Origin of the sequence: Atlantibacter sp. RC6 (assembly GCF_014193285.1) — a bacterium.
Taxonomy (GTDB): domain Bacteria; phylum Pseudomonadota; class Gammaproteobacteria; order Enterobacterales; family Enterobacteriaceae; genus Atlantibacter.
The window spans coordinates 282,214-303,279 of sequence record NZ_JACHZE010000005.1; the positions used below are offsets into that span (position 1 = coordinate 282,214).

Here is a 21,066-nt window from a genome sequence, read left to right on the forward strand (position 1 = left end):
GGCCTTAGAGCGGAATTTTTTCTTACCGAATCACGGGGGCGTCATGCTAACATAGCCCCAATAAGAGTGATAATAACTATCATTACCAATTGTGGAATATTTGTGATGTCGCTTTTCCGGTTACCAGGGCGCACGGCTGCGCTGTTGGGCCTGCTCATTTTGCTGCTGCTGATGGCGGCGTTAAGCCTGTCGATTGGCGCGAAGCCCATTGAATTCTCCGTTGTGCTGGACGCGCTAAGCGGCCAGTGTCAAAGCCCCGACTGCACCATCGTGCGCGATGTGCGCCTCCCCCGCACCCTGGCGGGATTACTGGCGGGCTGCGCGCTGGGCGTGTCGGGCGCGCTAATGCAAACGCTGACCCGCAATCCCCTCGCCGACCCCGGCCTGCTGGGCGTTAACTCGGGTGCCAGCTTCGCCATCGTGGTGGGCACCGCACTGTTAGGCCTCTCCTCCCCAATGATGCTGTTGGCCCTTGCCTTTGGCGGCGCGATGGCGGCGTCGCTGGTCGTCGCCTTTACCGGCAGCGCAGGCGGCGGGCAGCTTAGCCCGGTGCGCCTGACGCTGGCGGGCGTGGCGCTGGCGGCGGTGCTGGAAGGGCTGTCCAGCGGGATCGCGCTGTTAAACCCGGTGGTGTATGACCAGTTGCGTTTCTGGCAGTCTGGCTCGCTGGATATCCGCACCCTGATGACCCTGAAAGTGGTGCTGGCCCCGGTGCTGGCTGGCCTGTTAATCGCCCTGCTGCTGGCCAGGCCGTTAAACAGCCTGAGTATGGGCAGCGATACCGCCACCGCGCTGGGCAGCCGCGTCGCCCGCACCCAACTGTTCGGCCTGGTGGCGATAACCCTGCTGTGCGGCAGCGCCACCGCGTTAGTCGGCCCGATCGCCTTTATAGGTCTGATGATGCCGCACCTGTCGCGCTGGCTGGTGGGGCAGAATCACCGCTGGTCACTGCCCGCCACGCTGCTGGCGACGCCGCTGTTATTGTTGCTGGCGGATATTATTGGCCGCGTCATCGTACCGGGCGAAATTCGTGTCTCGGTGGTCAGCGCCTTTATCGGCGCGCCGGTGCTGATTTATCTGGTGCGCCGTCGGCGTAATGGAGTGACGCTATGAGCCTCTCCCCTCGCCTGTTGATCGTGCTGGCGCTGTTTTGCCTGGTGGCCGCGGCGATGTCAGTCTGGAGTTTATCCAGCGGTGCTCTGCCGCTTTCCGCCTCGCAGGTGATTAGTGCGCTGCTGGGCGACGGCCCGCGCCAGATCGCGTTAGTGGTCGTGGAATGGCGATTGCCGCGGGTCTTAATGGCGCTGGTGATTGGCGCGGCGCTGGGCGTCAGCGGCGCAATCTTCCAGTCCCTGATGCGCAACCCGCTGGGCAGCCCGGACGTGATGGGCTTTAACATGGGCGCGTGGAGCGGAGTACTGATCGCCATGGTGCTGTTCGGCCAGAGCTTAAGCGCCATCACCCTGGCGGCGCTCGGCGGCGGCATCGTGACCTCGCTGCTGGTGTGGGCGCTGGCCTGGCGCAACGGCATCGACACCTTCCGGCTGATTATTATCGGCATCGGTATGCGCGCCATGCTGGTGGCGTTCAATACCTGGCTGCTGTTGCAGGCGTCGCTGGAGACCGCGTTGTCTGCCGAGATGTGGAATGCCGGGTCGCTTAACGGCCTGACCTGGAGCAAAACCTTCCCGGCGGTGCCGCTGATTGCTATCGCCATGCTGGCGGCAGCCCTGCTGGTGCGCCGGATGCGGCTGCTGGAGATGGGCGACGACAGCGCCTGCGCGCTGGGCGTGGCGGTGGAACGTTCGCGTTTGCTACTGATGCTCACCGCCGTAACGCTCACCGCCGCCGCCACCGCGCTGGCGGGCCCGATTTCATTTATCGCGCTGGTCGCGCCGCATATCGCCCGGCGCTTAAGCCTGACCTCGCGCTTTGGCTTATTGCAGTCGGCGCTGTGCGGCGGCACCCTGTTACTGGCTGCTGATTTATGCGCCCAGCGTCTGTTTACCCCCTACCAGCTTCCCGTGGGCGTTGTCACCGTCAGTATCGGCGGTATTTATCTTATCGCCTTGTTGATTCAGGAGTCCCGTAAGAGATGATCCCGTCCCGCCTGCATGGCGCAACACTGACGCTCGGCTATGGCAAAAAAATCATTGCCGAGTCGCTTAATGTATCGATCCCCGATGGCAAATTTACCGCCATTATCGGCCCGAACGGCTGCGGCAAATCGACGCTGCTGCGCACCTTAAGCCGCCTGATGAAGCCGCTGAACGGCCAGGTGTGGCTCGACGGCGAGCAAATCGAACGCTACGCCACCAAAGACGTGGCGCGGCGCATTGGCTTACTGGCGCAAAACGCCAGCGCCCCCGGCGATATTACGGTGCAGGAACTGGTAAGCCGTGGCCGTTACCCACACCAGCCGCTGTTTACCCGCTGGCGCGAAGAGGACCAGCGCGCCGTAAGCCGCGCCATGCAGGCCACCGGTATTGAAGCCCTCGCCAGCCAGAGCGTAGATACCCTGTCCGGCGGCCAGCGCCAGCGCGCCTGGATCGCCATGGTGCTGGCGCAGGAAACCTCGATTCTGCTGCTGGATGAACCCACCACCTGGCTGGACATCAGCCATCAAATCGATCTGCTGGAACTGTTGAGCGCGCTGAATAAAGAGCAGGGTTTTACCCTGGCGGCGGTACTGCACGATCTCAACCAGGCGTGCCGCTATGCGAATCATATTATCGCGCTGCGCGAAGGAGTGATTGTGGCGCAAGGCGATCCGAAAGAGATTGTCACGGCGGATCTGATCGAACGCATCTACGGGATGCGCTGCATGATTATTGACGATCCGGTGGCGGGCACGCCGCTGGTGGTGCCGCTGGGACGGCGCGCATAAATTGCTTTGGCCCTCCGGGTACAGAGGGCCCTATATCAAACGATCCGCACACCTGCGGGCATCAGGCGCTCCGGCGTCAGCAGCACACTTTCACTGCCGTCGTCGGTTTCCGCGCACAGCAACATGCACTCCGAAGTTTCCCCGCGCATCTTTGCTTTCGCCAGGTTGCACAGCACCACCACCGTTTTACCCAGCAGTTCCTGCTCGCTGTAATACGGCACCAGGCTGGTCACCGTTTGCAGCGTGCGTTCACCTACGTCAATCTGCGCTATGTATAGCTTGTCGGCATTGGCGTGACGCTTCACCCCAACCACTTTGCCGGTGCGCATCTCCAGCTTCGCAAAATCATCATAAGCTACCGTATCCATCGTTCCTCCTTAGTAAAAATTTAGTAAAATATACCAGCATAATTTCCCCAACCCGCGATTTGCCGGTAAAAGTGTTAATCCGATCACGGTTTCAATTGCCCTGCGGTGATGAATAACCGCACGGTTATTTACTGAAAACAGATGCAGGAATGGCGGCTTGCTTTACAATGAGCGGGCGAAAAGGGGCAACGTCAGATAAGGAAAATGATGGCCACACTGAAAGATATCGCTGCCGAAGCGGGCGTCTCACTGGCGACGGTTTCACGGGTTTTAAACGACGATCCGTCGTTAAACGTCAAAGAAGAGACCAAACACCGCATCCTTGAGATCGCGGAGAAGCTGGAATACAAGAGCACGACGTCGCGTAAAACCCAGGCGCCAGCCGTGGGCCATCACCATATTCTGGCGCTGTACAGCTACCAGCAGGAGCTGGAAATTAACGACCCCTATTATCTGGCGATCCGCCACGGGGTCGAGACGCAGTGCGAAAAGCTGGGCATTGAGCTAACCAATTGTTATCTCAATAACAGCTTGCCGGATTTAAAAAAAATTAGCGGTGTCTTGATTGTCGGCAAGCCCGCCCGCACCCTGCGTGAAACCCTCACGGCGCACACCGATAACATCTGCTTTATCGATTTCCACGAGCCGGGCAGCAGCTATGACGCGGTGGATATCGACCTGGTGCGCATCGCCAAAGAAGTGGTCGATTTCTTTATCAGCCAGGGCGCGTCCCGGATCGGGTTTATCGGCGGCCAGGATGAGCCGGGCAAAGCCGATATCCGCGAACGGGCGTTTGTCGAATATGGCCAGTTGAAGGGCGTGGTATCCCCGGATGATATCTGGCGCGGCGGCTTTTCCAGCTCCTCCGGCTATGAACTGGCGAAAACCATGCTGGCAAAACCGGACTTTCCGCCGGCGCTGTTTGTCGCGTCCGACTCCATTGCCATCGGCGTACTGCGCGCCATCCACGAGCGCGGGCTTGCCATTCCGCAGGATATCTCGCTGATTAGCGTTAACGATATTCCCACCGCGCGGTTTACTTTCCCACCGCTGTCCACGGTGCGCATCCATTCAGAAATGATGGGAAGCCAGGGCGTTAATCTGCTGGTAGAAAAAGCCCGCGATGGCCGCGCGTTGCCGCTGACCGTATTTGTGCCAAGCGTTCTGAAGCTGCGCGGCACCACCCGCTAACCCCCCTTTCCCGCCGGAAAGCGTGCGCTTTTCCGGCGGCTTTGCTGTTCCCTCCGCAAACGCATTCTGTGATCGAGTTAAAGTAAATCATTCCTGACGGTTTTATTTAGTAAAACTTTTACTAAAATACCAAGCAATAACTTAGGCCGTTCAGGGAGGCGATATGAATCGCTGGGAAAATCTTCAACTGACTCATGAAAACCGGCTGCCGCCGCGCGCGTACTTTTTCTCGTACGATTCGCTGGCGCAGGCTCGCACCTTCGCACGTGAAACCAGCAGCCGCTTTTTGTCGCTCAGCGGGCAGTGGAATTTCCGTTTTTTCACTCATCCGCTGCGGGTGCCGGAAAACTTTACCTCGGAATACCTTAACGACTGGGGTTCGATCACCGTGCCGGGCATGTGGCAGATGGAAGGCCACGGAAAATTGCAGTACACCGATGAAGGTTTCCCGTTCCCGATTGATGTGCCATTTGTGCCAACCGACAACCCCACCGGGGCCTATCAGCGCACTTTTACCCTCGGCGACAACTGGCAGGGTAAACAGACGATTATTAAATTCGACGGCGTCGAAACTTACTTTGAAGTGTACGTTAACGGTCAGTACATCGGTTTTAGTAAAGGCAGCCGCTTAACGGCGGAATTTGATATCAGCGCGGCGGTAAAAACCGGCGAAAACCTGCTGTGCGTGCGGGTCATGCAGTGGGCGGACTCCACCTATATTGAAGATCAGGATATGTGGTGGTCGGCCGGGATTTTCCGTGATGTTTACCTGGTGGGTAAACACCCGCTTCACGTGCAGGATTTCACCCTGCGCACCGATTTTAACGACGATTATCTCGATGCCACTCTCTCCTGCCAGTTGGTGCTGGAAAATCTCGCCGGGCAGCCTGCCGATGTCCGCGTGGAATATGCGTTGTTCGACGGCGATAAAGCGCTGTATCAGGGTACCACCGGTTCCCTGACCGTCAGCCAGACCCTTGAGAGCGGTTTTACCCTGGACGTCAAAGCCCCGCAGCAGTGGTCAGCGGAAAATCCGTACCTCTACCATCTGGTAATGACGGTGAAAAACGCCGCTGGCGAGATCCTTGAAGTGATCCCCCAGCGTGTCGGCTTTCGCGATATCAAAGTGCGCGATGGCCTGTTTTACATCAACAACCATTACGTGATGCTGCACGGCGTCAATCGTCACGATAACGATCATCTTAAAGGCCGCGCCGTCGGGATGGATCGCGTGGAGAAAGATCTCCAGTTGATGAAGCAGCACAACATCAACTCGGTACGTACCGCCCACTACCCGAACGATCCGCGCTTTTACGAGCTGTGCGATATCTACGGCCTGTTTGTAATGGCGGAAACCGACGTCGAATCCCATGGTTTCGCCAACGTCGGCAACCTGAGCCGCATCACTGACGACCCGGCCTGGGAGCATGTTTACGTGGAGCGCATCGTGCGCCACGTGCAGGCCCAGAAAAACCATCCGTCGATCATCATCTGGTCGCTGGGCAATGAATCCGGCTACGGCTGTAATATTCGCGCCATGTACCACGCCACCAAAGCGCTGGACGACACCCGGCTGGTGCATTACGAAGAGGATCGCGACGCCGAGGTGGTAGACATTATTTCCACCATGTACACCCGCGTGCCGCTAATGAACGAATTCGGCGAACATCCGCACCCGAAACCGCGCATTATCTGCGAATACGCCCATGCCATGGGCAACGGACCCGGTGGCCTGACCGAGTATCAGAACGTGTTTTATCAGCACGACTGCATTCAGGGCCATTACGTCTGGGAGTGGTGCGATCACGGCATCCAGGCGACCGATGAAAACGGCGCGGTGTGGTACAAATTCGGCGGCGACTATGGCGACTACCCCAACAACTACAACTTCTGCCTCGATGGGTTGATCTACTCCGACCAAACCCCAGGGCCGGGCCTGCGCGAGTACAAGCAGGTGATCGCACCGGTGAAAGTGCTGGCGACGGATGCCCGGCGCGGCCAGTTGCGCGTTGAAAACAAACTGTGGTTCTCGACCCTTGACGACTACACCCTGCGCCTCGAAGTGCGCGCCGAAGGGGAAACGCTCTCCAGCCAGCGCCTGAAGGTGCGCGATTTAGCGCCGAACAGCGGTCGCGATATTACGCTCGATCTGCCTGAGCTGGACGCCCGTGAAGCCTTCATCAACGTGATGGTAACCAAAGACTCACGCACCCTGTACAGCGACGCCAATCACGACATCGCCGTTTACCAGTTCCCACTTAAAGCGCGCACGGCAGCCCAGCCCGCGCCGTATAACGCCAGCGCCACGCCGTTGCAGATTGCCGATGAGCGCCTGAGCTATACCGTCAACGGGCACAATTTCCGGGTCGTGTTCTCGAAGCTAAACGGCAAGCTGACCCAGTGGCAGGTCAACGGCGTCGACCAGATCACCCGCGAGCCGAAGATTAACTTCTTCAAGCCGATGATCGACAACCACAAGCAGGAGTACGAGGGCTTATGGCAACCCAGCCATTTGCAAATCATGCAGGAGCACCTGCGCGGCTTTAGCGCCGAGCAGCACGGCGAAACGGTCGTCGTCACCACCCATACCCTCATCGCGCCGCCGGTGTTCGATTTTGGGATGCGTTGCACTTACCGCTGGCAGATTACCCCGCAGGGCCATATCAACGTTGAGCTACAGGGCGAGCGCTACGGCGACTACCCGCATATCGTGCCATGCATCGGCTTTATGCTGGGGATTAACGGCCAGTTTGAGCAGGTGAATTACTACGGTCGCGGGCCGGGCGAGAACTACCCCGACAGCCAGCAGAGCAACATTATTGACGTCTGGCGCACCACCGTTGACCAGATGTTTGAGAACTACCCGTTCCCGCAAAACAACGGCAACCGCCAGCACGTGCGCTGGGCCGCGTTCGCCGACCGCCACGGCAGCGGGCTGATGGTGGTGCCGCGCACGCCGCTGAATATCAGCGCCTGGCACTACAGCGCGGAGAATATCCATGCTGCCCAACACTGCAATGAACTGCGCCGCAGCGATGACATCACGCTGAATATCGACGCCCAGGTATTGGGCCTCGGCTCCAACTCCTGGGGCAGCGAAGTGCTGGACAGCTGGCGCGTGTGGCTTAACGCCTTCAACTATGGCTTTACGCTACTGCCGCTGGAGGGCGGTGTCGGCTCCTCGCAGGTGTTGGCGAACCAGGCGTTCGGCGACGGTTTCTTTTCCCCGGTTTCACACAGCGAGGCTGAACAATGAGAGTTCTCGAAAATTTAGCGCAGTTTTCCCTGATCTATCACAGCGGGCGGAAATGGCAGCGCTGCCTGGAAGCCATCCACAATATCGATGCGATCCGCCCCGGCGTGGCCCATTCGATTGGCGATTCGCTCAGCTATCGCGTGGAAACCAGCACCACCACCGATGCGCTATTCATGGGCCGCCGCCGCTACTTCGAGGTGCATTACTACCTGCAGGGCCAGCAAAAAATCGAAGTCGCGCCGAAGAGCGCGTTAAAAACCGTCGCCTGCTATCGCGATGAAACCGACCGGGAGTACCTGAAAGGCATTGGCGAGATCGTGCAGGTCCACGAGGGGCAGTTAATCGTCTGCGATAACAGCGAGGCGTACCGCTTTATCTGCGATGCGCCGGTCAAAAAAGTGGTGCTGCTGGTGACCATTGAAGACGGTTATTTCCTGAATAAGTGATGACGCGTTATGCAACGCCGGGGGTATCCCCCGGTTACAGCCCCTAACCGGGCTCTCTCTATCCTACAAACAACACAACCCCCTTCAGCAGTGACCGAAGGACAATGTGTGGAGATGTGTCATGTCTGATACTAAACGCAATACCATCGGCAAATTCGGCCTGCTGTCGCTGACCTTTGCCGCCGTGTTCAGCTTCAATAATGTGATTAATAACAACATCGAGCTGGGCCTGGCGTCGGCCCCGATGTTCTTCCTGGCGACGCTGTTTTACTTCATCCCGTTCTGCCTGATCATTGCCGAGTTCGTTTCGCTGAATAAAAACTCTGAAGCGGGCGTGTATGCGTGGGTAAAAAGCGCGCTGGGCGGCCGTTGGGCGTTTATTACCGCCTACACCTACTGGTTTGTGAACCTGTTCTTTTTTACCTCGCTGCTGCCGCGGGTTATCGCCTACGCCTCGTACGCCTTTTTGGGCTATGAATACATGTTCACACCGATCACCACCACGGTGCTGAGCATGGTGCTATTCGCCTTCTCTACCTGGGTTTCCACCAACGGCGCGAAAATGCTCGGGCCAATCACCTCGGTCACATCATCATTGATGCTACTGCTGACGCTCTCCTATATTTTGCTGGCTGGCGCAGCGCTGGTGGGTGGCGTACAGCCTGCGGATCCGATTACCGTTGACGCGATGATCCCCAACTTCAACTGGGCATTCCTCGGCATTACCACCTGGATCTTTATGGCGGCGGGCGGCGCGGAGTCGGTGGCGGTGTATGTGAACGACGTCAAAGGCGGCTCAAAGTCCTTTGTGAAAGTCATCATCCTGGCCGGGATTGTGATTGGCGTGCTGTATTCGATCTCCTCGGTGCTGATTAACGTGTTTATCAGCAGCAAAGAGCTGAAATTCACCGGCGGTTCGGTGCAGGTGTTCCACGGCCTGGCGGTCTGGTTTGGCCTGCCGGAAACCCTGATGAACCGCTTTGTTGGCCTGGTTTCCTTTACCGCGATGTTCGGCTCACTGCTGATGTGGACCGCCACCCCGGTGAAAATTTTCTTCTCAGAGATCCCGGCGGGTATTTTCGGTAAAAAGACCGTCGAGCTTAACCAGAACGGCGTACCGGCACGCGCCGCCTGGATCCAGTTCTTAATCGTGATCCCGTTAATGATTATCCCGATGCTGGGCTCCAACACTGTTCAGGAATTGATGAACACCATTATTAATATGACCGCCGCCGCTTCAATGCTGCCGCCGCTGTTTATTATGCTGGCCTACCTGAATTTGCGCCGTAAGCTCGACCATCTGCCGCGCGATTTTAAAATGGGCTCGCGCACCACGGGAATAACCGTGGTCTCAATGCTGATTGTTATTTTCGCTATCGGTTTTGTCGCCTCAACATTCCCTACTGGCGGCAATATTCTGACCATTATTTTCTATAACGTCGGCGGTATTGTTATTTTCCTCGGCTTCGCCTGGTGGAAATACAGCAAATACATTCAGGGACTGACTCAGGAAGAGAAAAAGATCGAGGCTGCACCCGCCTCAAACGTTCAATAACGGGTTGTTTTCTAAAAAATAATATACGGACATACCGATGAAAAATATGCACCACTTATACGGGGCACTGGTTGCCCTGTCTTTTTGCTGCCCTGCGCTTGCTGCGGAAACGGCAAAACCGGCGCAACATGATGACACTCAAACGCCGGAAATCGCCTCTGCGTCATACCGCTTTTATGGCGAGATGGGCATTGGCGGATATATGGATCTGGAAAATGAATACCAGCATAAATACAGCGACGGGACCTATATCGAGGGCGGGCTGGAAATAAAAAACGGCCACTGGTTCGGGCTTATTTACGGCGAGGGTTGGACGGTACAGGCCGACCATCACGGCAACGCCTGGGTGCCCGACCACAGTTGGGGCGGTTTTGAAGGCGGGCTTAACCGTCTTTACGGCGGCTATAAAACCGATAACAGCACTGAAATCATGCTCAGCCTGCGCCAGGACTCATCGCTGGACGATCTGCAATGGTGGGGCGACTTTACCCCGGATCTGGGTTACGTGATCCCCAATACCCGCGACATCATGTATGCCCTGAAGGTGCAAAACCTGGCGGGGAAATTGCGCTATAGCGTGACCGCCACGCCCGCCGGGCATCATGACGAAAGTAAAGCCTGGCTGCACTTCGGCAAATATGACCGCTATGACGACAAATATACCTACCCGGCGATGGTGAACGGCTATATCCAGTATGACATCGCCAAAGACGTGACCTGGATGAACGGCCTGGAAGTCACCGACGGCACCGGTCAGCTGTTTCTGACCGGCATTCTGTCACCCAACCTGGCGGCCCGCGCGTGGCATCACACCGGACGCGCCAACGGCCAGCACGTCCCCGGTACTGAAACCGGCTTTATGGCCAGCGCCATGGTTGAAGCATTAAAAGGCGTTTACCTCTCCACCGCCTACAGCTACGCCAAACATCGCCCGGATAATGCCGCCGAAGAAACCACCTCTTTTATGCAGTTCGGCATCTGGTACGAATATGGCGGCGGACGCTTCGCCACGGCTGCCGACAGCCGCTTCTATATGAAAAACGCCTCTGGCGACCCTGCCGATCAGGTGTTCCTGATGCAATATTTCTACTGGTAATAAGGACAGCATTATTATGACCATCAAGACGCCCCTCGCCCCGCTGGCCTGTGCGCTGCTGCTGAGTTTCTCGGCCCACGCGGTGACCGCCGATGACTTCAAAAATGTCATCAACCGTACCGGCGCGCCGCACTACCTGCACGATTACGACTACGATGACCACCAGCGCTTTAACCCGTTTTTCGATCTCGGCGCGTGGCACGGGCACCTGCTGCCCGACGGCCCGGCAACGATGGGCGGGTTCCCAGGCCCGGCGCTGCTGACCGAAGAATACATCAACTTTATGGCGACCAACTTCGATCGCCTGACGGTGTACCAGAACGGCAAAAAAGTGGACTTCACTATGCAGGCCTGGAGCCTGCCCGGCGCGCTGGTGCAAACGCTCACCGCCGCAGGCGTCCACGTCGAGATGACTCTGCGTTTCGCCAGCGCCCATACCTCGCTGCTGGAAACCAAAATCACCAGCGATACGCCGCTCACGCTGGTTTGGGATGGTGAATTGCTGGAAAAGCTGGAAGCCAAAGAAGGCAAGCCGCTGTCGGATAAAACCATTGATGCCGCTTACCCGGATTATCAGCGTCGTCTCAGCGCCACCCATGACGGCCTGACGGTGAGCTTCGGCAAAGTGCGTGACGATTCGGCGCTCATGACGTCCGGGGAGTCGCAATATCAGGTCCATAAATCCCTGCCGTCAGAGACCAAAATCAACGGACACCGCTTTACCAGCACCGCGCAGATCGGCGGCTCCACCACGCTATACACCACTTACTCGCATCTGCTGACTCGCGAACAGGTTCAGGCTGAAAAAGCCGTTATCCGCGATATCCTGGCGCGCCCGGCGCATTACATGGCGGCCTCCCGGCAACGCTGGGACGGCTATCTGCAAAAGGGACTCACTAATCCCGACGCCACGCCGGAGCAGACCCGCGTGGCGGTAAAAGCGATTGAAACCCTCAACGGTAACTGGCGCGCGCCGGGCGGCGCGGTGCGGCACAACACCGTGACGCCGTCGGTTACCGGGCGCTGGTTCTCCGGCAACCAGACCTGGCCGTGGGATACCTGGAAACAGGCTTACGCGATGGCGCACTTCAATCCGGAGATTGCCAAAGAGAATATCCGCGCGGTCTTTTCCTGGCAGATCAAAGCGGATGACAAGGTGCGCCCGCAGGACGCCGGTTTTGTGCCGGATTTGATTGCCTGGAACCTGAGCCCGGCGCGCGGTGGCGACGGCAGCAACTGGAACGAGCGCAACACCAAACCGAGCCTGGCTGCCTGGTCGGTGATGGAGGTGTACCGCACCACCGGGGATAAAGCCTGGCTGGAAGAGATGTACCCGAAACTGGTGGCCTACCACGACTGGTGGCTACGCAACCGGGATCACAACCGCAACGGCGTACCGGAATACGGCGCGACCCGCGATAAGGCGCACAACACCCCCGGCGGCGATATGCTGTTTACCGTGAAAAAATCGGGCCATGAAGCGTCGCTTTCCGGGCTGCAAACCTATGAAGCGGTCACGGCGAAAGGCGACTACGACAGCCTGGAGATCCCGGCGCAGGTGGCGGCGTCCTGGGAGTCGGGCCGCGATGATGCGGCAGCCTTTGGTTTTATCGACAAAGAGCAACTGGATAAATATGTCGCTAACGGCGGCAAGCGCAGCGACTGGACGGTAAAATTCGCTGAAAACCGCGATAAATCCGGCAATCTGCTGGGCTATTCGCTGCTTCAGGAGTCGGTGGATCAGGCCAGCTATATGTACAGCGATAACCACTACCTGGCGGAGATAGCGACCCTCATCGGCAAGAGTGACGACGCCCGCCATTACCAGGCGCTGGCGAACCAACTGGCGGATTATATCAACACCTGCATGTTCGACCCGCAAACCAAATTCTATTACGACATCCGTATTGAAGAGCAACCGCTGGCAAACGGCTGCGCCGGGAAGCCGATTGTCGAGCGCGGCAAAGGGCCGGAAGGCTGGTCGCCGCTGTTTAACGGCGCGGCGACGCAGCAGCACGCCGATGCGGTGGTGTCTGTGATGTTGGATAAAAAGGAATTCAATACCTTTGTGCCGCTGGGCACCGCCGCGTTAACCAATCCGGCATTTGGCGCAGATATCTACTGGCGAGGCCGTGTATGGGTGGATCAGTTCTGGTTTGGTCTGAAGGGCATGGAGCGTTACGGCCATCGCGAAGAGGCGCTAAAGCTGGCGGCCGCTTTCTTTAAACACGCCAGGGGGCTGACGTCCGACGGACCGATTCAGGAGAACTACAACCCGCTGACCGGCGCACAGCAGGGTGCGCCCAATTTCTCCTGGAGCGCAGCCCATCTGTATATGTTGTATAACGAATTCTTCCGCCAGCAGTGACGCGTTACCCTCTCCTCTTACGGGGAGAGGGATACCGTTTTAGCCGTGGTTTAACGCCCGCGCGATTTCCGGCCCTATCTCCTCAAACACCATTGGCGACACGACCTCCACATGGGCGCAATCCAGCGAATACACCGTCATTTGACCAAGCCAGTTTGACCAGGCATCAGTGGCGTTCATGCCGTTGGGCACGGTTTTTTCGGCCACAAACAGGGTGGTCGGCCCGCTATAGGGCAGCGTATGGGCCGAGGTCAGCAGCCGGATGGCGTCCGCGTAGTTCCCTTCGATGGTAGTAAACAACCGCTCGCTGCCCTGCCCACGCTGGGCGGCGATAAAGGCTTCACGCTCGCGCTCAATTTCCGCCAGCACTTCCGGGTCAGGCTGGTCGCCCTTCTGCGCCCAGTTTTGGGTTTCCGGCGGCCAGGTGTCGAGCAAGCCCAGCCAGGCCACCTGCTCGCCCGCCGCTTCGAGACGCGCCGCCAGGTTTTGCGCCAGGGTGCCCCCCAGCGAGTAGCCCAGCAGATAGTAAGGCCCGCGAGGCTGGGCGCGGCGCAGTTCGGCAAACTGCATTTCGCACAGATGGTCGAAATCCCGCGCGCTGGCCATCGGGCCATCCGGGCGCGGCGACTGAATGCCGGTAATCGCCCACTGCGGGCCCAGATAGCGTTGCAGCACGCTGAATTGCCAGGCGAAGCCGGATGCGGGATGGAAGCAGAACAGGCGCGGCCCGGTACCGTCACGCAGCGGCAGCAGCGCGCCGAAACCCGCCTCCTGCGCAGCACTGTCCGGGGCGCTCAGGCGCGCCGCCAGTTTTTCCACCGTCGAGGCTTCCATCACCTGCCCTACCGTAACGTCGATGCCCAGCGTCTCGCGCAGATCCGCCGCCAGGCGCATCGCCAGCAGCGAATGCCCGCCCAGGGCAAAGAAATCGGCGCTCACGTGGCAAACTTCGCAGTTCAGCAGCCGGGCAAACGCCCCGGCGATAGTCTGTTCCAGTACGGATTGCGGCGCGCGGCCCGTTGCGGCGTGGGTCAGTTCCGGCAGCGGCAACGCTTTGCGATCCAGCTTACCGTTGGCGCTGAGCGGCATTTCCGCCAGTTGGATCACCATCACCGGCACCATATGGGCAGGCAGCAAGGTCTGCAACTGGTGACACAGGGCGTCGGTGTCCAGCGGCAATCCGCTTGCCGATACCACATAGCCCACCAGCTGGCGGGCGTCGCCTTCACTGGCTGCCGCCTGGTTCAACACGCAGGCGTGGGTCACCGCATGGGCGATATCCCCCAGCGACATCAGCGCGCTATCGATATCCCCCAGCTCAATGCGCTGGCCGCGCAGTTTAAGCTGAAAATCGCTGCGGCCCAGATATTCAATCGCCCCATCAGCCAGATAACGCGCCACGTCGCCGGTGCGGTACATCCGCTCGCCAGGGACGAACGGGTCGGCGATAAAGCGGCTGGCGGTGAGATCCGCGCGGCCCAGATAACCCTGCGCCAGTTGTACGCCGGTCAGGTACAAATCCCCCGCCACGCCGGGCGGCACCGGGCGCATCGCCCCATCCAGTACCCGTAAGCCGGTATTCCATACCGGGTAGCCAATCGGCACGCTGTTGCCTTTCACCGCCGCCAGCGCCTCGCCGTAAGCCGGGTACCAGCTCACGTCCACGGCGGCCTCGGTGGGGCCATACAGATTGTGCAGCGCCACGCCGGTCAGGCTTTCCCACTGACGGCACAGTTCGGTCGGCAGAGCCTCGCCGCTACAGAACACCTGGCGCAGCGAGCGGCACCGGGCGATGGCCTGCGGGCTGGTTAACGCGCCAACGAACGCCGCCAGCATCGACGGCACAAAATGGGTGGTCGTGACGCTCCAGCGGGCAAACAGCGCCTGCAACGCCTGCGGATCGCGGTGCGCCTCGGGCGGAGCCATCACCAGCTGCGCGCCCACCATAAACGGCCAGAAAAACTCCCACACCGAGACGTCAAAACTGCACGGGGTTTTCTGCAATACCACATCGCCCGCCGCTATCGGATAGTGATGCTGCATCCACCACAGGCGGTTAACGATAGCGGCCTGGCCGACCATCACGCCCTTTGGACGCCCCGTCGAGCCGGAGGTGAAAATGACATACGCGGTGTGCGCCGGGCGCGAGAGATCCAGCGCGGGCGCGGTAGCTTCCGCCAGCGGCGCGTCGTAAATCATCAGCGGCCGGGTGGTCAGCCCGGCAAAACGCGCTTCCAGCGCGCCGCTGGTGATCACCCGGCGCGGCCTGGCGTCTTCCAGCATCATCTGTAAACGGTCGTCGGGATAGCCGGTATCCAGCGGCAGCCAGGCCGCGCCGATCTCGACAATCGCCTGCAATGCCAGTGATAAAAACACCGAACGAGGCAGTGCCACTGCCACCACGTCGCCAGGCTTAACGCCCTGCGCCCGTAATTCCACCGCCAGAGCGTGCACCTGCTGGCGCATTTCCCGGTAGCTGAACTGGTAGTTATCATCCGCTAAGGCAGGCGCTTCGGGGGTTTTCAGCGCCTGACGGATAATCGCCGCCGTCAGCGTATCGGCAGGCAGCATCATGCCGGTGTCGTTGATACGTTCAATCAGTTGCGCTTCATGGGGATGCACCACATCGGCTTCACAGCAGGCCAGTTGCGGGTTAGCCGCGAACTGGCGCAGCAGCAGCGGCAGACGGGCGATATGCCGCTCCAGGGCCGCGTCGTCATAGCGTTGCGCATTCGCCAGCACTTCCAGCCCCAGCGCGCCCTGTTCGTCCTGATATAGCGCCAGTTCGATATCGTTGACCGGGCCCGACGCCAACTGGTGAGTAATGCCGTTGATGCCGCCGACGTCCAGCCGGTAGTCGAACATTTTGAAGTTGAATACCGTGCCGTACAGCGGCGTCAGTTGCGTGACGCGCCCGGCGTCGCGCAGGATCTGCTCGGCGTCATAGCGCTGATGGCGACGCGCGCTTTTCATCTGGCGCGCCAGGCTGGCGGCCAGTTCCGGCAGGGTTCCGGCAGGCGGGATGCGCACCGCCAGCGGCAATACGTTCAGCACCGGGCCGGTAGCGCACAGCGCCGCCGAACCCATGCGGCGCATAAAAATCACCCCGGCGGCGAAGTCGTTGCGCCCGCTCAGGCGGCCAATCCACAGGGAAACCAGCGCAAAAGCGATGTCGGCAGGATTGATGCCAGGGGCCTGCGCCAGCAGCGCCTGAATCTGGCTGTTGTCAAACTGCACACTGCGGCGAATCAACTGCGCGGAGGGCTCGCGGGTGGTGAGCGGCTCATCCGACAGCGTGGCGGGCTCCGGCAAGCGGGCAAGCTGTTCGGCCCAGAAAGCGCGGTCTTTTTCGCACGACGCGGAAGCCTGGTATTGCTGGTACTCCTCCACCACCTCGCTAAACGGCGTAAAGGGCGACGCGTCCGGCGTCTGGCCTGCGCGCCAGGCGCGATAGATATCGGCGATCCGGCGGGTAATGGCGGTAAAGCTGAAGCCATCCACCAGCAAATGATGGTAACGCTGATACCAGAACCAGCGGGTGTCGCTCAGGCGCAAAAGTTGATGATGCCAGGGCGCTTTCCCCGCCGAGCGGCGCAGATCCTGCTGTAAATCCTGATGCATCAACGCCCGCGCGGCCTGTGCCGGATCGGCGTGATGGCGTAAATCAACGCAGTCAGGCTGGGGGAAGGTTATCGTCTCATCCACCCACTGGCGCGGTTCGCCATCGATTTCGGCAAACCGCATCCGCAAAGTGTCGGCCTCGCTCATGCCAGCGACGATGGCTTGCGCCAGCAGCGGCGCGTCCAGCTCGCCGTTGAGTTCGATATAGTGCGCCACACTCCAGGCGGCGGGCTGCTGGCTCAGGGCGTCTGCCACCCAAATTCCCGGCTGGGCGGCAATCAGCGGTAACGTCACGGCAGGGATTTTCATGCTTCGACTCCCCTGGCATACGCGGCGGGATGCAAGTCGCCGCCGCGCTGTTCCAGCCAGGCAACGCATTCAGCGTGCGGGCGCGGCGACGCGACGATGGCCCAACCGGCAGGTAACGCGCAGGCTTGCGGCCACAGGCTGAGCTGCCCGAGCTGATTCTTTAACAGATAAAAATGCCCCTGCGGATCATCGAAGGGATGGGTGTATTCCATAACAAACTCCTGAAATTCAACGCGCGGCAAGCACTTTGTCGCCCCATAAGGTAATCAGCCCTTCCGTTAAGCCGCCGCGCCAGCACAGCGCGTCGTGACCGCCGTCGACTTCGCGCCAGAACAGCTGCTGTTGGGTGCGTTGTAGCACAGAACAGAGCCGTAAGTTGGCCTGATGGATCACCGGCTCGCGCTTGCCCGCTTCGAGGAAAATTCGCAGCGCCGCCTGGCCCAGCGTGCCCTGTTCAAGCTGCGAAATCAGCCAGCCCTGCTGGGTTTCGCGCCCCGGCCACCAGTACGAGCCCGACTGGCTCAGCACGCAACCGAAACGCTCCGGCCAGTTAAGGCCTGCGTACAGGGAAGAAAGCCCGCCAAAACTCTGGCCCGCCACCACGGTGGTAGACGGGTCGTCGCGCCACGGGGCGATGTGTTGAACTTGCGGCAGTAATTCGTCCTGCACCGCCTGCCAGAACGCGAGGTTACAGGGCAATTCTGCGCCGCGATGGGCGGTGTCAATGGCGTCGATCAGCAGGTACACCGCTGGCGGTAACAGGCCTCGATCGGTCAGGGATTGCAGCGCGGGCCACACCGGCATGCTTTGCGCCCAGAACTGGCCGTCGAGCAGCAGCGCTAGCGGGCGATTGCCGCCATTCTCTTCCCCGGTGGCAAACACCCAGATCTTGCGGGTGTTGGCGAGTTTTTTACTCTGCCAGTCAATGCACAGCGGCGGCTGATACGGCGTATCCGGCGCATCCCAGCCGGGCTGCTGCGGCGCGCGCGGCATCTCCAGCGCGCACACCGGGTGGCCGCGCCCGCCACGCCACTGGCGAGGATTAAACGGGTCGGCCTGCGCCTGCGGGAACAGCTTGCGCCAGCCTGCGCGCAGCGCCATCGGGGAAGGAATATCGTCAGTGAAGGCTTCCGGCGGGAAATCATCCGTCGCGGTTGACGGGATCAGGCAGTAGCTGCCGCGCCAGCTATCGGTGAGTTCAAGTTGGTAGTGCCAGGCATCGGTGCCGGGATGGCGCGTGAGCGTCACCGGACGCGCCCGCTGGTGATGGTCCGTGACACCGGTGATATTCAGCCATACCCGCTGTACCGCGGAATGCCGCTCATCGCCAGCCGGATCGCGCCACCAGAAGGTGACTCGACATTTGCCCTTTCCCAACGGCTCAATGCAGGGAATGCCCTGCCGCTGGCGTGCTTGCCACCACGCCTCACTTCCTGTTTCGCGCACCATCAAAACCATCAACCTTATGAATTATATGGCATTAAAAAATTACCGTAAGAAATGTTTGATAATATTATTGATAATTATTCGTATTTGCAATAGCGTATTGGCGCGCATTATCCCGTTGTTTTTGTTCACTCACTGGCGTTTACCTGGCAGTCACCCTTGGTGCGCCAAAAATTTGTTAGACGACATCATGCTGCTATCCGCCCCTGGCACGGAAAAAGCGAGACGCAGCAGAGAAAAGCAGGCAAAAAAATGAATAAGAAAATCCACTACTCCCTCGCCATGTTAATCAATCTGGGGATTTACGGCGCGGCTATGCCGGTTCTGGCTGCCGAAACCCCTTCCTCAGAAGATGGCGCGCAAACACACGAAGACACCATGGTCGTTACCGCCGCCGAGCAAAATTTGCAGGCGCCGGGCGTGTCGACCATCACCGCGGAAGAGATCCGTAAAAACCCGCCGGCGCGAGATGTGTCGGAAATCATCCGTACCATGCCGGGCGTTAACCTCACCGGCAACTCCACCAGCGGCCAGCGCGGCAACAATCGCCAGATTGATATTCGCGGCATGGGCCCGGAAAACACCCTGATCCTGATCGATGGCAAACCGGTCAGCAGCCGCAACTCGGTGCGTCTGGGCTGGCGCGGCGAGCGTGACACCCGTGGCGATACCGGCTGGGTGCCGCCAGAAATGATCGAGCGCATCGAAGTACTGCGCGGCCCGGCGGCGGCGCGTTACGGCGACGGCGCGGCGGGCGGGGTGGTGAATATCATCACCAAACGCAGCAGCAACGAGTGGCACGGCACCTGGGATACCTACCTGAACGCGCCGGAGCACAAAGACGAAGGCTCCACCAAACGCACCAACTTCAGCCTGACCGGCCCGCTGGGCGACAGCGTCAGCTTCCGCCTGTACGGCAACCTGGATAAAACCCAGGCCGATGCGTGGAACATCAACGAAGGCCATCAGTCCGAGCGTACCGGCACCTATGCCGACACTCTGCCTGCCGGGCGCGAAGGCGTTGAAAACAAAGACGTTAATGGCCAGCTGCGCTGGGAATTCGCGCCAATGCAGTCGCTGGAATTTGAAGCCGGCTATGGCCGCCAGGGCAACCTGTACGCGGGCGATACCCAGAACACCAACAGCAACGCGCTGGTGAAGAGCAACTACGGCAAAGAGACCAACCGCCTCTATCGCCAGGACTACTCCCTTACCTGGAACGGCGGCTGGGATAACGGCGTGACCTCCAGCACCTGGGCGCAGTACGAAAAAACGCGCAACTCGCGCACTAACGAAGGCCTGGCAGGCGGCACCGAAGGGATTTTCTCTGACGCGTTGAAATCCGACATCGATTTAAGCGATGTTACCCTGCACAGCGAAGTTAACCTGCCGCTCGACGTGCTGGTTAACCAGACGCTGACGCTGGGCACCGAATGGACTCAACAGCGCATGAAGGACCGCTCGTCCAACGTGCAGTCGCTGATTGAAGGCGGCCCGATCCCGGGCGTCGACAGCACCAACCGCAACCCGTACTCCAGCGCGGAAATCTTCTCGCTGTTCGCCGAAAACAATATGGAACTGACCGATAGCACCATACTGACGCCGGGGCTGCGTTTCGATCATCACTCCATCGTGGGCGACAACTGGAGCCCGGCGCTGAACCTGTCCCAGGGTCTGACCGATGACATCACCCTGAAGATGGGCATCGCTCGCGCCTATAAAGCGCCAAGCCTGTACCAGACCAACCCGAACTACATCCTGTACAGCCGTGGCCAGGGCTGTTACGCCAGCGCGGGCGGCTGCTACATGATGGGTAATGACAATCTGGATGCCGAAACCAGCATCAACAAAGAGATTGGCCTTGAGTACAAACACGAAGGCTGGCTGGCGGGCGTGACCTGGTTCCGCAACGACTACCGCGACAAGATTGAAGCGGGCTATGCGCCGATTGGTTCCACCCGTAACGGCCGCACCACTACCGATATCTACCAGTGGGAAAACGTGCCGAAAGCCGTGGTTGAAGGGCTGGAAGGAACGCTGAACGTGCCGGTGACCGACACCGTTCAGTGGAGCAACAACATGACCTGGATGCTGGAGAGCAAGAACAAAACGACCGGCGATCGTTTGTCGATCATCCCGGAATTTACGTTGAACTCCACGCTGAGCTGGCAGGTTCGCCAGGATATCTCCCTGCAAAGCACCTTGACCTGGTATGGCCGTCAGAAGCCGAAGATGTACAACTACAAGGGCCAGCGTGTGGGCTATCCTGAAACGAAGGAAGTGAGTCCTTACAGCATCGTCGGCCTGAGCGGTACCTGGGATGCCACGAAAAACGTCAGCTTCACCGCCGGTATCGATAACGTGTTCGATAAACGCCAGTGGCGCGCGGGCAACGCCCAGACCACCGGCAACGCCAACACCAACTCCTGGATGTATGGCGCGGGTGCACAAACCTATAACGAACCGGGCCGCACTTACTTCGTGAGTGTGAACACCCACTTCTGATTTGGCTTTCTCACCACA

At 59.4% G+C, this 21,066-nt stretch carries 14 protein-coding genes; 10 read left to right on the forward strand and 4 right to left on the reverse strand.

Translation table 11 applies throughout. The features are described 5' to 3' along the window. The first annotated feature begins 105 nt into the window (after positions 1 to 105). Genes fepD through fepC form a run of 3 tightly spaced genes read left to right on the forward strand, consistent with a single transcriptional unit; the run spans position 106 to position 2,887 of the window. The gene (fepD, locus tag FHW74_RS13925) at positions 106 to 1,113 is read left to right on the forward strand and encodes a Fe(3+)-siderophore ABC transporter permease (RefSeq protein ID WP_183171023.1); all 1,008 of its coding nucleotides are present in this window, start codon (positions 106 to 108) and stop codon (positions 1,111 to 1,113) included. Next, entirely contained in the window at positions 1,110 to 2,099 is a 990-nt protein-coding gene (gene fepG, locus FHW74_RS13930) for an iron-enterobactin ABC transporter permease (RefSeq protein ID WP_183170988.1), read from the forward strand. The genes fepD and fepG overlap by 4 nt, the downstream gene beginning before the upstream one ends. Next, positions 2,096 to 2,887 carry an iron-enterobactin ABC transporter ATP-binding protein gene (gene fepC, locus FHW74_RS13935; RefSeq protein ID WP_183170989.1) on the forward strand — a complete coding sequence of 264 codons (792 nt, stop codon included), beginning with the start codon at positions 2,096 to 2,098 and terminating at the stop codon, positions 2,885 to 2,887. Before fepG ends, fepC begins: the two co-directional genes overlap by 4 nt. A gap of 35 nt (positions 2,888 to 2,922) precedes the next feature. Here the strand turns inward: fepC and FHW74_RS13940 are convergent, their stop codons facing one another. Then, positions 2,923 to 3,255 carry a tRNA-binding protein gene (locus tag FHW74_RS13940; protein WP_183170990.1) on the reverse strand — a complete coding sequence of 111 codons (333 nt, stop codon included), beginning with the start codon at positions 3,253 to 3,255 and terminating at the stop codon, positions 2,923 to 2,925. A gap of 207 nt (positions 3,256 to 3,462) precedes the next feature. Between FHW74_RS13940 and ebgR the strand changes: the two genes are divergently transcribed. The 6 genes from ebgR (at position 3,463) to ygjK (ending at position 13,167) form a co-directional block, all read left to right on the forward strand. Next, the gene (ebgR, locus tag FHW74_RS13945) at positions 3,463 to 4,446 is read left to right on the forward strand and encodes a transcriptional regulator EbgR (RefSeq protein WP_183170991.1); all 984 of its coding nucleotides are present in this window, start codon (positions 3,463 to 3,465) and stop codon (positions 4,444 to 4,446) included. A 163-nt stretch (positions 4,447 to 4,609) separates the two neighbouring features. After that, positions 4,610 to 7,702, forward strand: a complete 3,093-nt coding sequence (ebgA, locus tag FHW74_RS13950; RefSeq protein ID WP_183170992.1) for a beta-galactosidase subunit alpha — start codon at positions 4,610 to 4,612, stop codon at positions 7,700 to 7,702. Beyond that, entirely contained in the window at positions 7,699 to 8,148 is a 450-nt protein-coding gene (locus tag FHW74_RS13955) for a beta-galactosidase subunit beta (protein WP_183170993.1), read from the forward strand. Before ebgA ends, FHW74_RS13955 begins: the two co-directional genes overlap by 4 nt. 121 nt (positions 8,149 to 8,269) lie before the next feature. Beyond that, positions 8,270 to 9,703 carry an amino acid permease gene (locus tag FHW74_RS13960; protein ID WP_183170994.1) on the forward strand — a complete coding sequence of 478 codons (1,434 nt, stop codon included), beginning with the start codon at positions 8,270 to 8,272 and terminating at the stop codon, positions 9,701 to 9,703. A 37-nt stretch (positions 9,704 to 9,740) separates the two neighbouring features. Beyond that, on the forward strand, positions 9,741 to 10,799 hold the full coding sequence (ygjJ, locus tag FHW74_RS13965) for a protein YgjJ (RefSeq protein ID WP_183170995.1): 1,059 nt from the start codon (positions 9,741 to 9,743) through the stop codon (positions 10,797 to 10,799). A gap of 16 nt (positions 10,800 to 10,815) precedes the next feature. Further along, on the forward strand, positions 10,816 to 13,167 hold the full coding sequence (gene ygjK / locus FHW74_RS13970) for an alpha-glucosidase (RefSeq protein ID WP_183170996.1): 2,352 nt from the start codon (positions 10,816 to 10,818) through the stop codon (positions 13,165 to 13,167). Positions 13,168 to 13,206: 39 nt separating this feature from the next. Here ygjK and FHW74_RS13975 read toward each other — a convergent pair whose 3' ends face one another. From FHW74_RS13975 to fes, 3 genes are read right to left on the reverse strand one after another with little or no spacing between them, the layout of a single operon-like run. Next, positions 13,207 to 17,097: an enterobactin synthase subunit F gene (locus tag FHW74_RS13975; RefSeq protein ID WP_183170997.1), complete on the reverse strand. Its 3,891-nt coding sequence runs from the start codon at positions 17,095 to 17,097 to the stop codon at positions 13,207 to 13,209. Further along, a complete protein-coding gene (locus FHW74_RS13980) occupies positions 17,094 to 17,309 on the reverse strand; it encodes an MbtH family NRPS accessory protein (RefSeq protein WP_183170998.1) in 216 nt (71 codons plus the stop codon). Before FHW74_RS13980 ends, FHW74_RS13975 begins: the two co-directional genes overlap by 4 nt. Positions 17,310 to 17,325: 16 nt before the next feature. Continuing rightward, positions 17,326 to 18,555, reverse strand: a complete 1,230-nt coding sequence (fes, locus tag FHW74_RS13985) for an enterochelin esterase (protein ID WP_183170999.1) — start codon at positions 18,553 to 18,555, stop codon at positions 17,326 to 17,328. Between the two features lie 240 nt (positions 18,556 to 18,795). On the opposite strand from fes, the gene FHW74_RS13990 reads away from it, so the two are divergent. Further along, positions 18,796 to 21,048 (forward strand): TonB-dependent siderophore receptor, encoded by a 2,253-nt coding sequence (locus FHW74_RS13990; protein ID WP_183171000.1) that lies wholly within the window; start codon positions 18,796 to 18,798, stop codon positions 21,046 to 21,048. The last annotated feature ends 18 nt before the right edge of the window (positions 21,049 to 21,066 follow it).

Excerpts from the sequence above, each read along its gene's own strand:
- ygjK (WP_183170996.1), top strand. The coding sequence starts at position 10,816 with ATGACCATCAAGACGCCCCTCGCCCCGCTGGCCTGTGCGCTGCTGCTG.
- ygjJ (WP_183170995.1), top strand. The coding sequence starts at position 9,741 with ATGAAAAATATGCACCACTTATACGGGGCACTGGTTGCCCTGTCTTTT.
- FHW74_RS13960 (WP_183170994.1), top strand. The coding sequence starts at position 8,270 with ATGTCTGATACTAAACGCAATACCATCGGCAAATTCGGCCTGCTGTCG.
- fepG (WP_183170988.1), top strand. The coding sequence starts at position 1,110 with ATGAGCCTCTCCCCTCGCCTGTTGATCGTGCTGGCGCTGTTTTGCCTG.
- FHW74_RS13940 (WP_183170990.1), bottom strand. The coding sequence starts at position 3,255 with ATGGATACGGTAGCTTATGATGATTTTGCGAAGCTGGAGATGCGCACC.
- FHW74_RS13975 (WP_183170997.1), bottom strand. The coding sequence starts at position 17,097 with ATGAAAATCCCTGCCGTGACGTTACCGCTGATTGCCGCCCAGCCGGGA.
- FHW74_RS13955 (WP_183170993.1), top strand. The coding sequence starts at position 7,699 with ATGAGAGTTCTCGAAAATTTAGCGCAGTTTTCCCTGATCTATCACAGC.
- fes (WP_183170999.1), bottom strand. The coding sequence starts at position 18,555 with ATGGTTTTGATGGTGCGCGAAACAGGAAGTGAGGCGTGGTGGCAAGCA.
- ebgA (WP_183170992.1), top strand. The coding sequence starts at position 4,610 with ATGAATCGCTGGGAAAATCTTCAACTGACTCATGAAAACCGGCTGCCG.
- fepD (WP_183171023.1), top strand. The coding sequence starts at position 106 with ATGTCGCTTTTCCGGTTACCAGGGCGCACGGCTGCGCTGTTGGGCCTG.
- ebgR (WP_183170991.1), top strand. The coding sequence starts at position 3,463 with ATGGCCACACTGAAAGATATCGCTGCCGAAGCGGGCGTCTCACTGGCG.
- FHW74_RS13990 (WP_183171000.1), top strand. The coding sequence starts at position 18,796 with ATGAATAAGAAAATCCACTACTCCCTCGCCATGTTAATCAATCTGGGG.
- fepC (WP_183170989.1), top strand. The coding sequence starts at position 2,096 with ATGATCCCGTCCCGCCTGCATGGCGCAACACTGACGCTCGGCTATGGC.
- FHW74_RS13980 (WP_183170998.1), bottom strand. The coding sequence starts at position 17,309 with ATGGAATACACCCATCCCTTCGATGATCCGCAGGGGCATTTTTATCTG.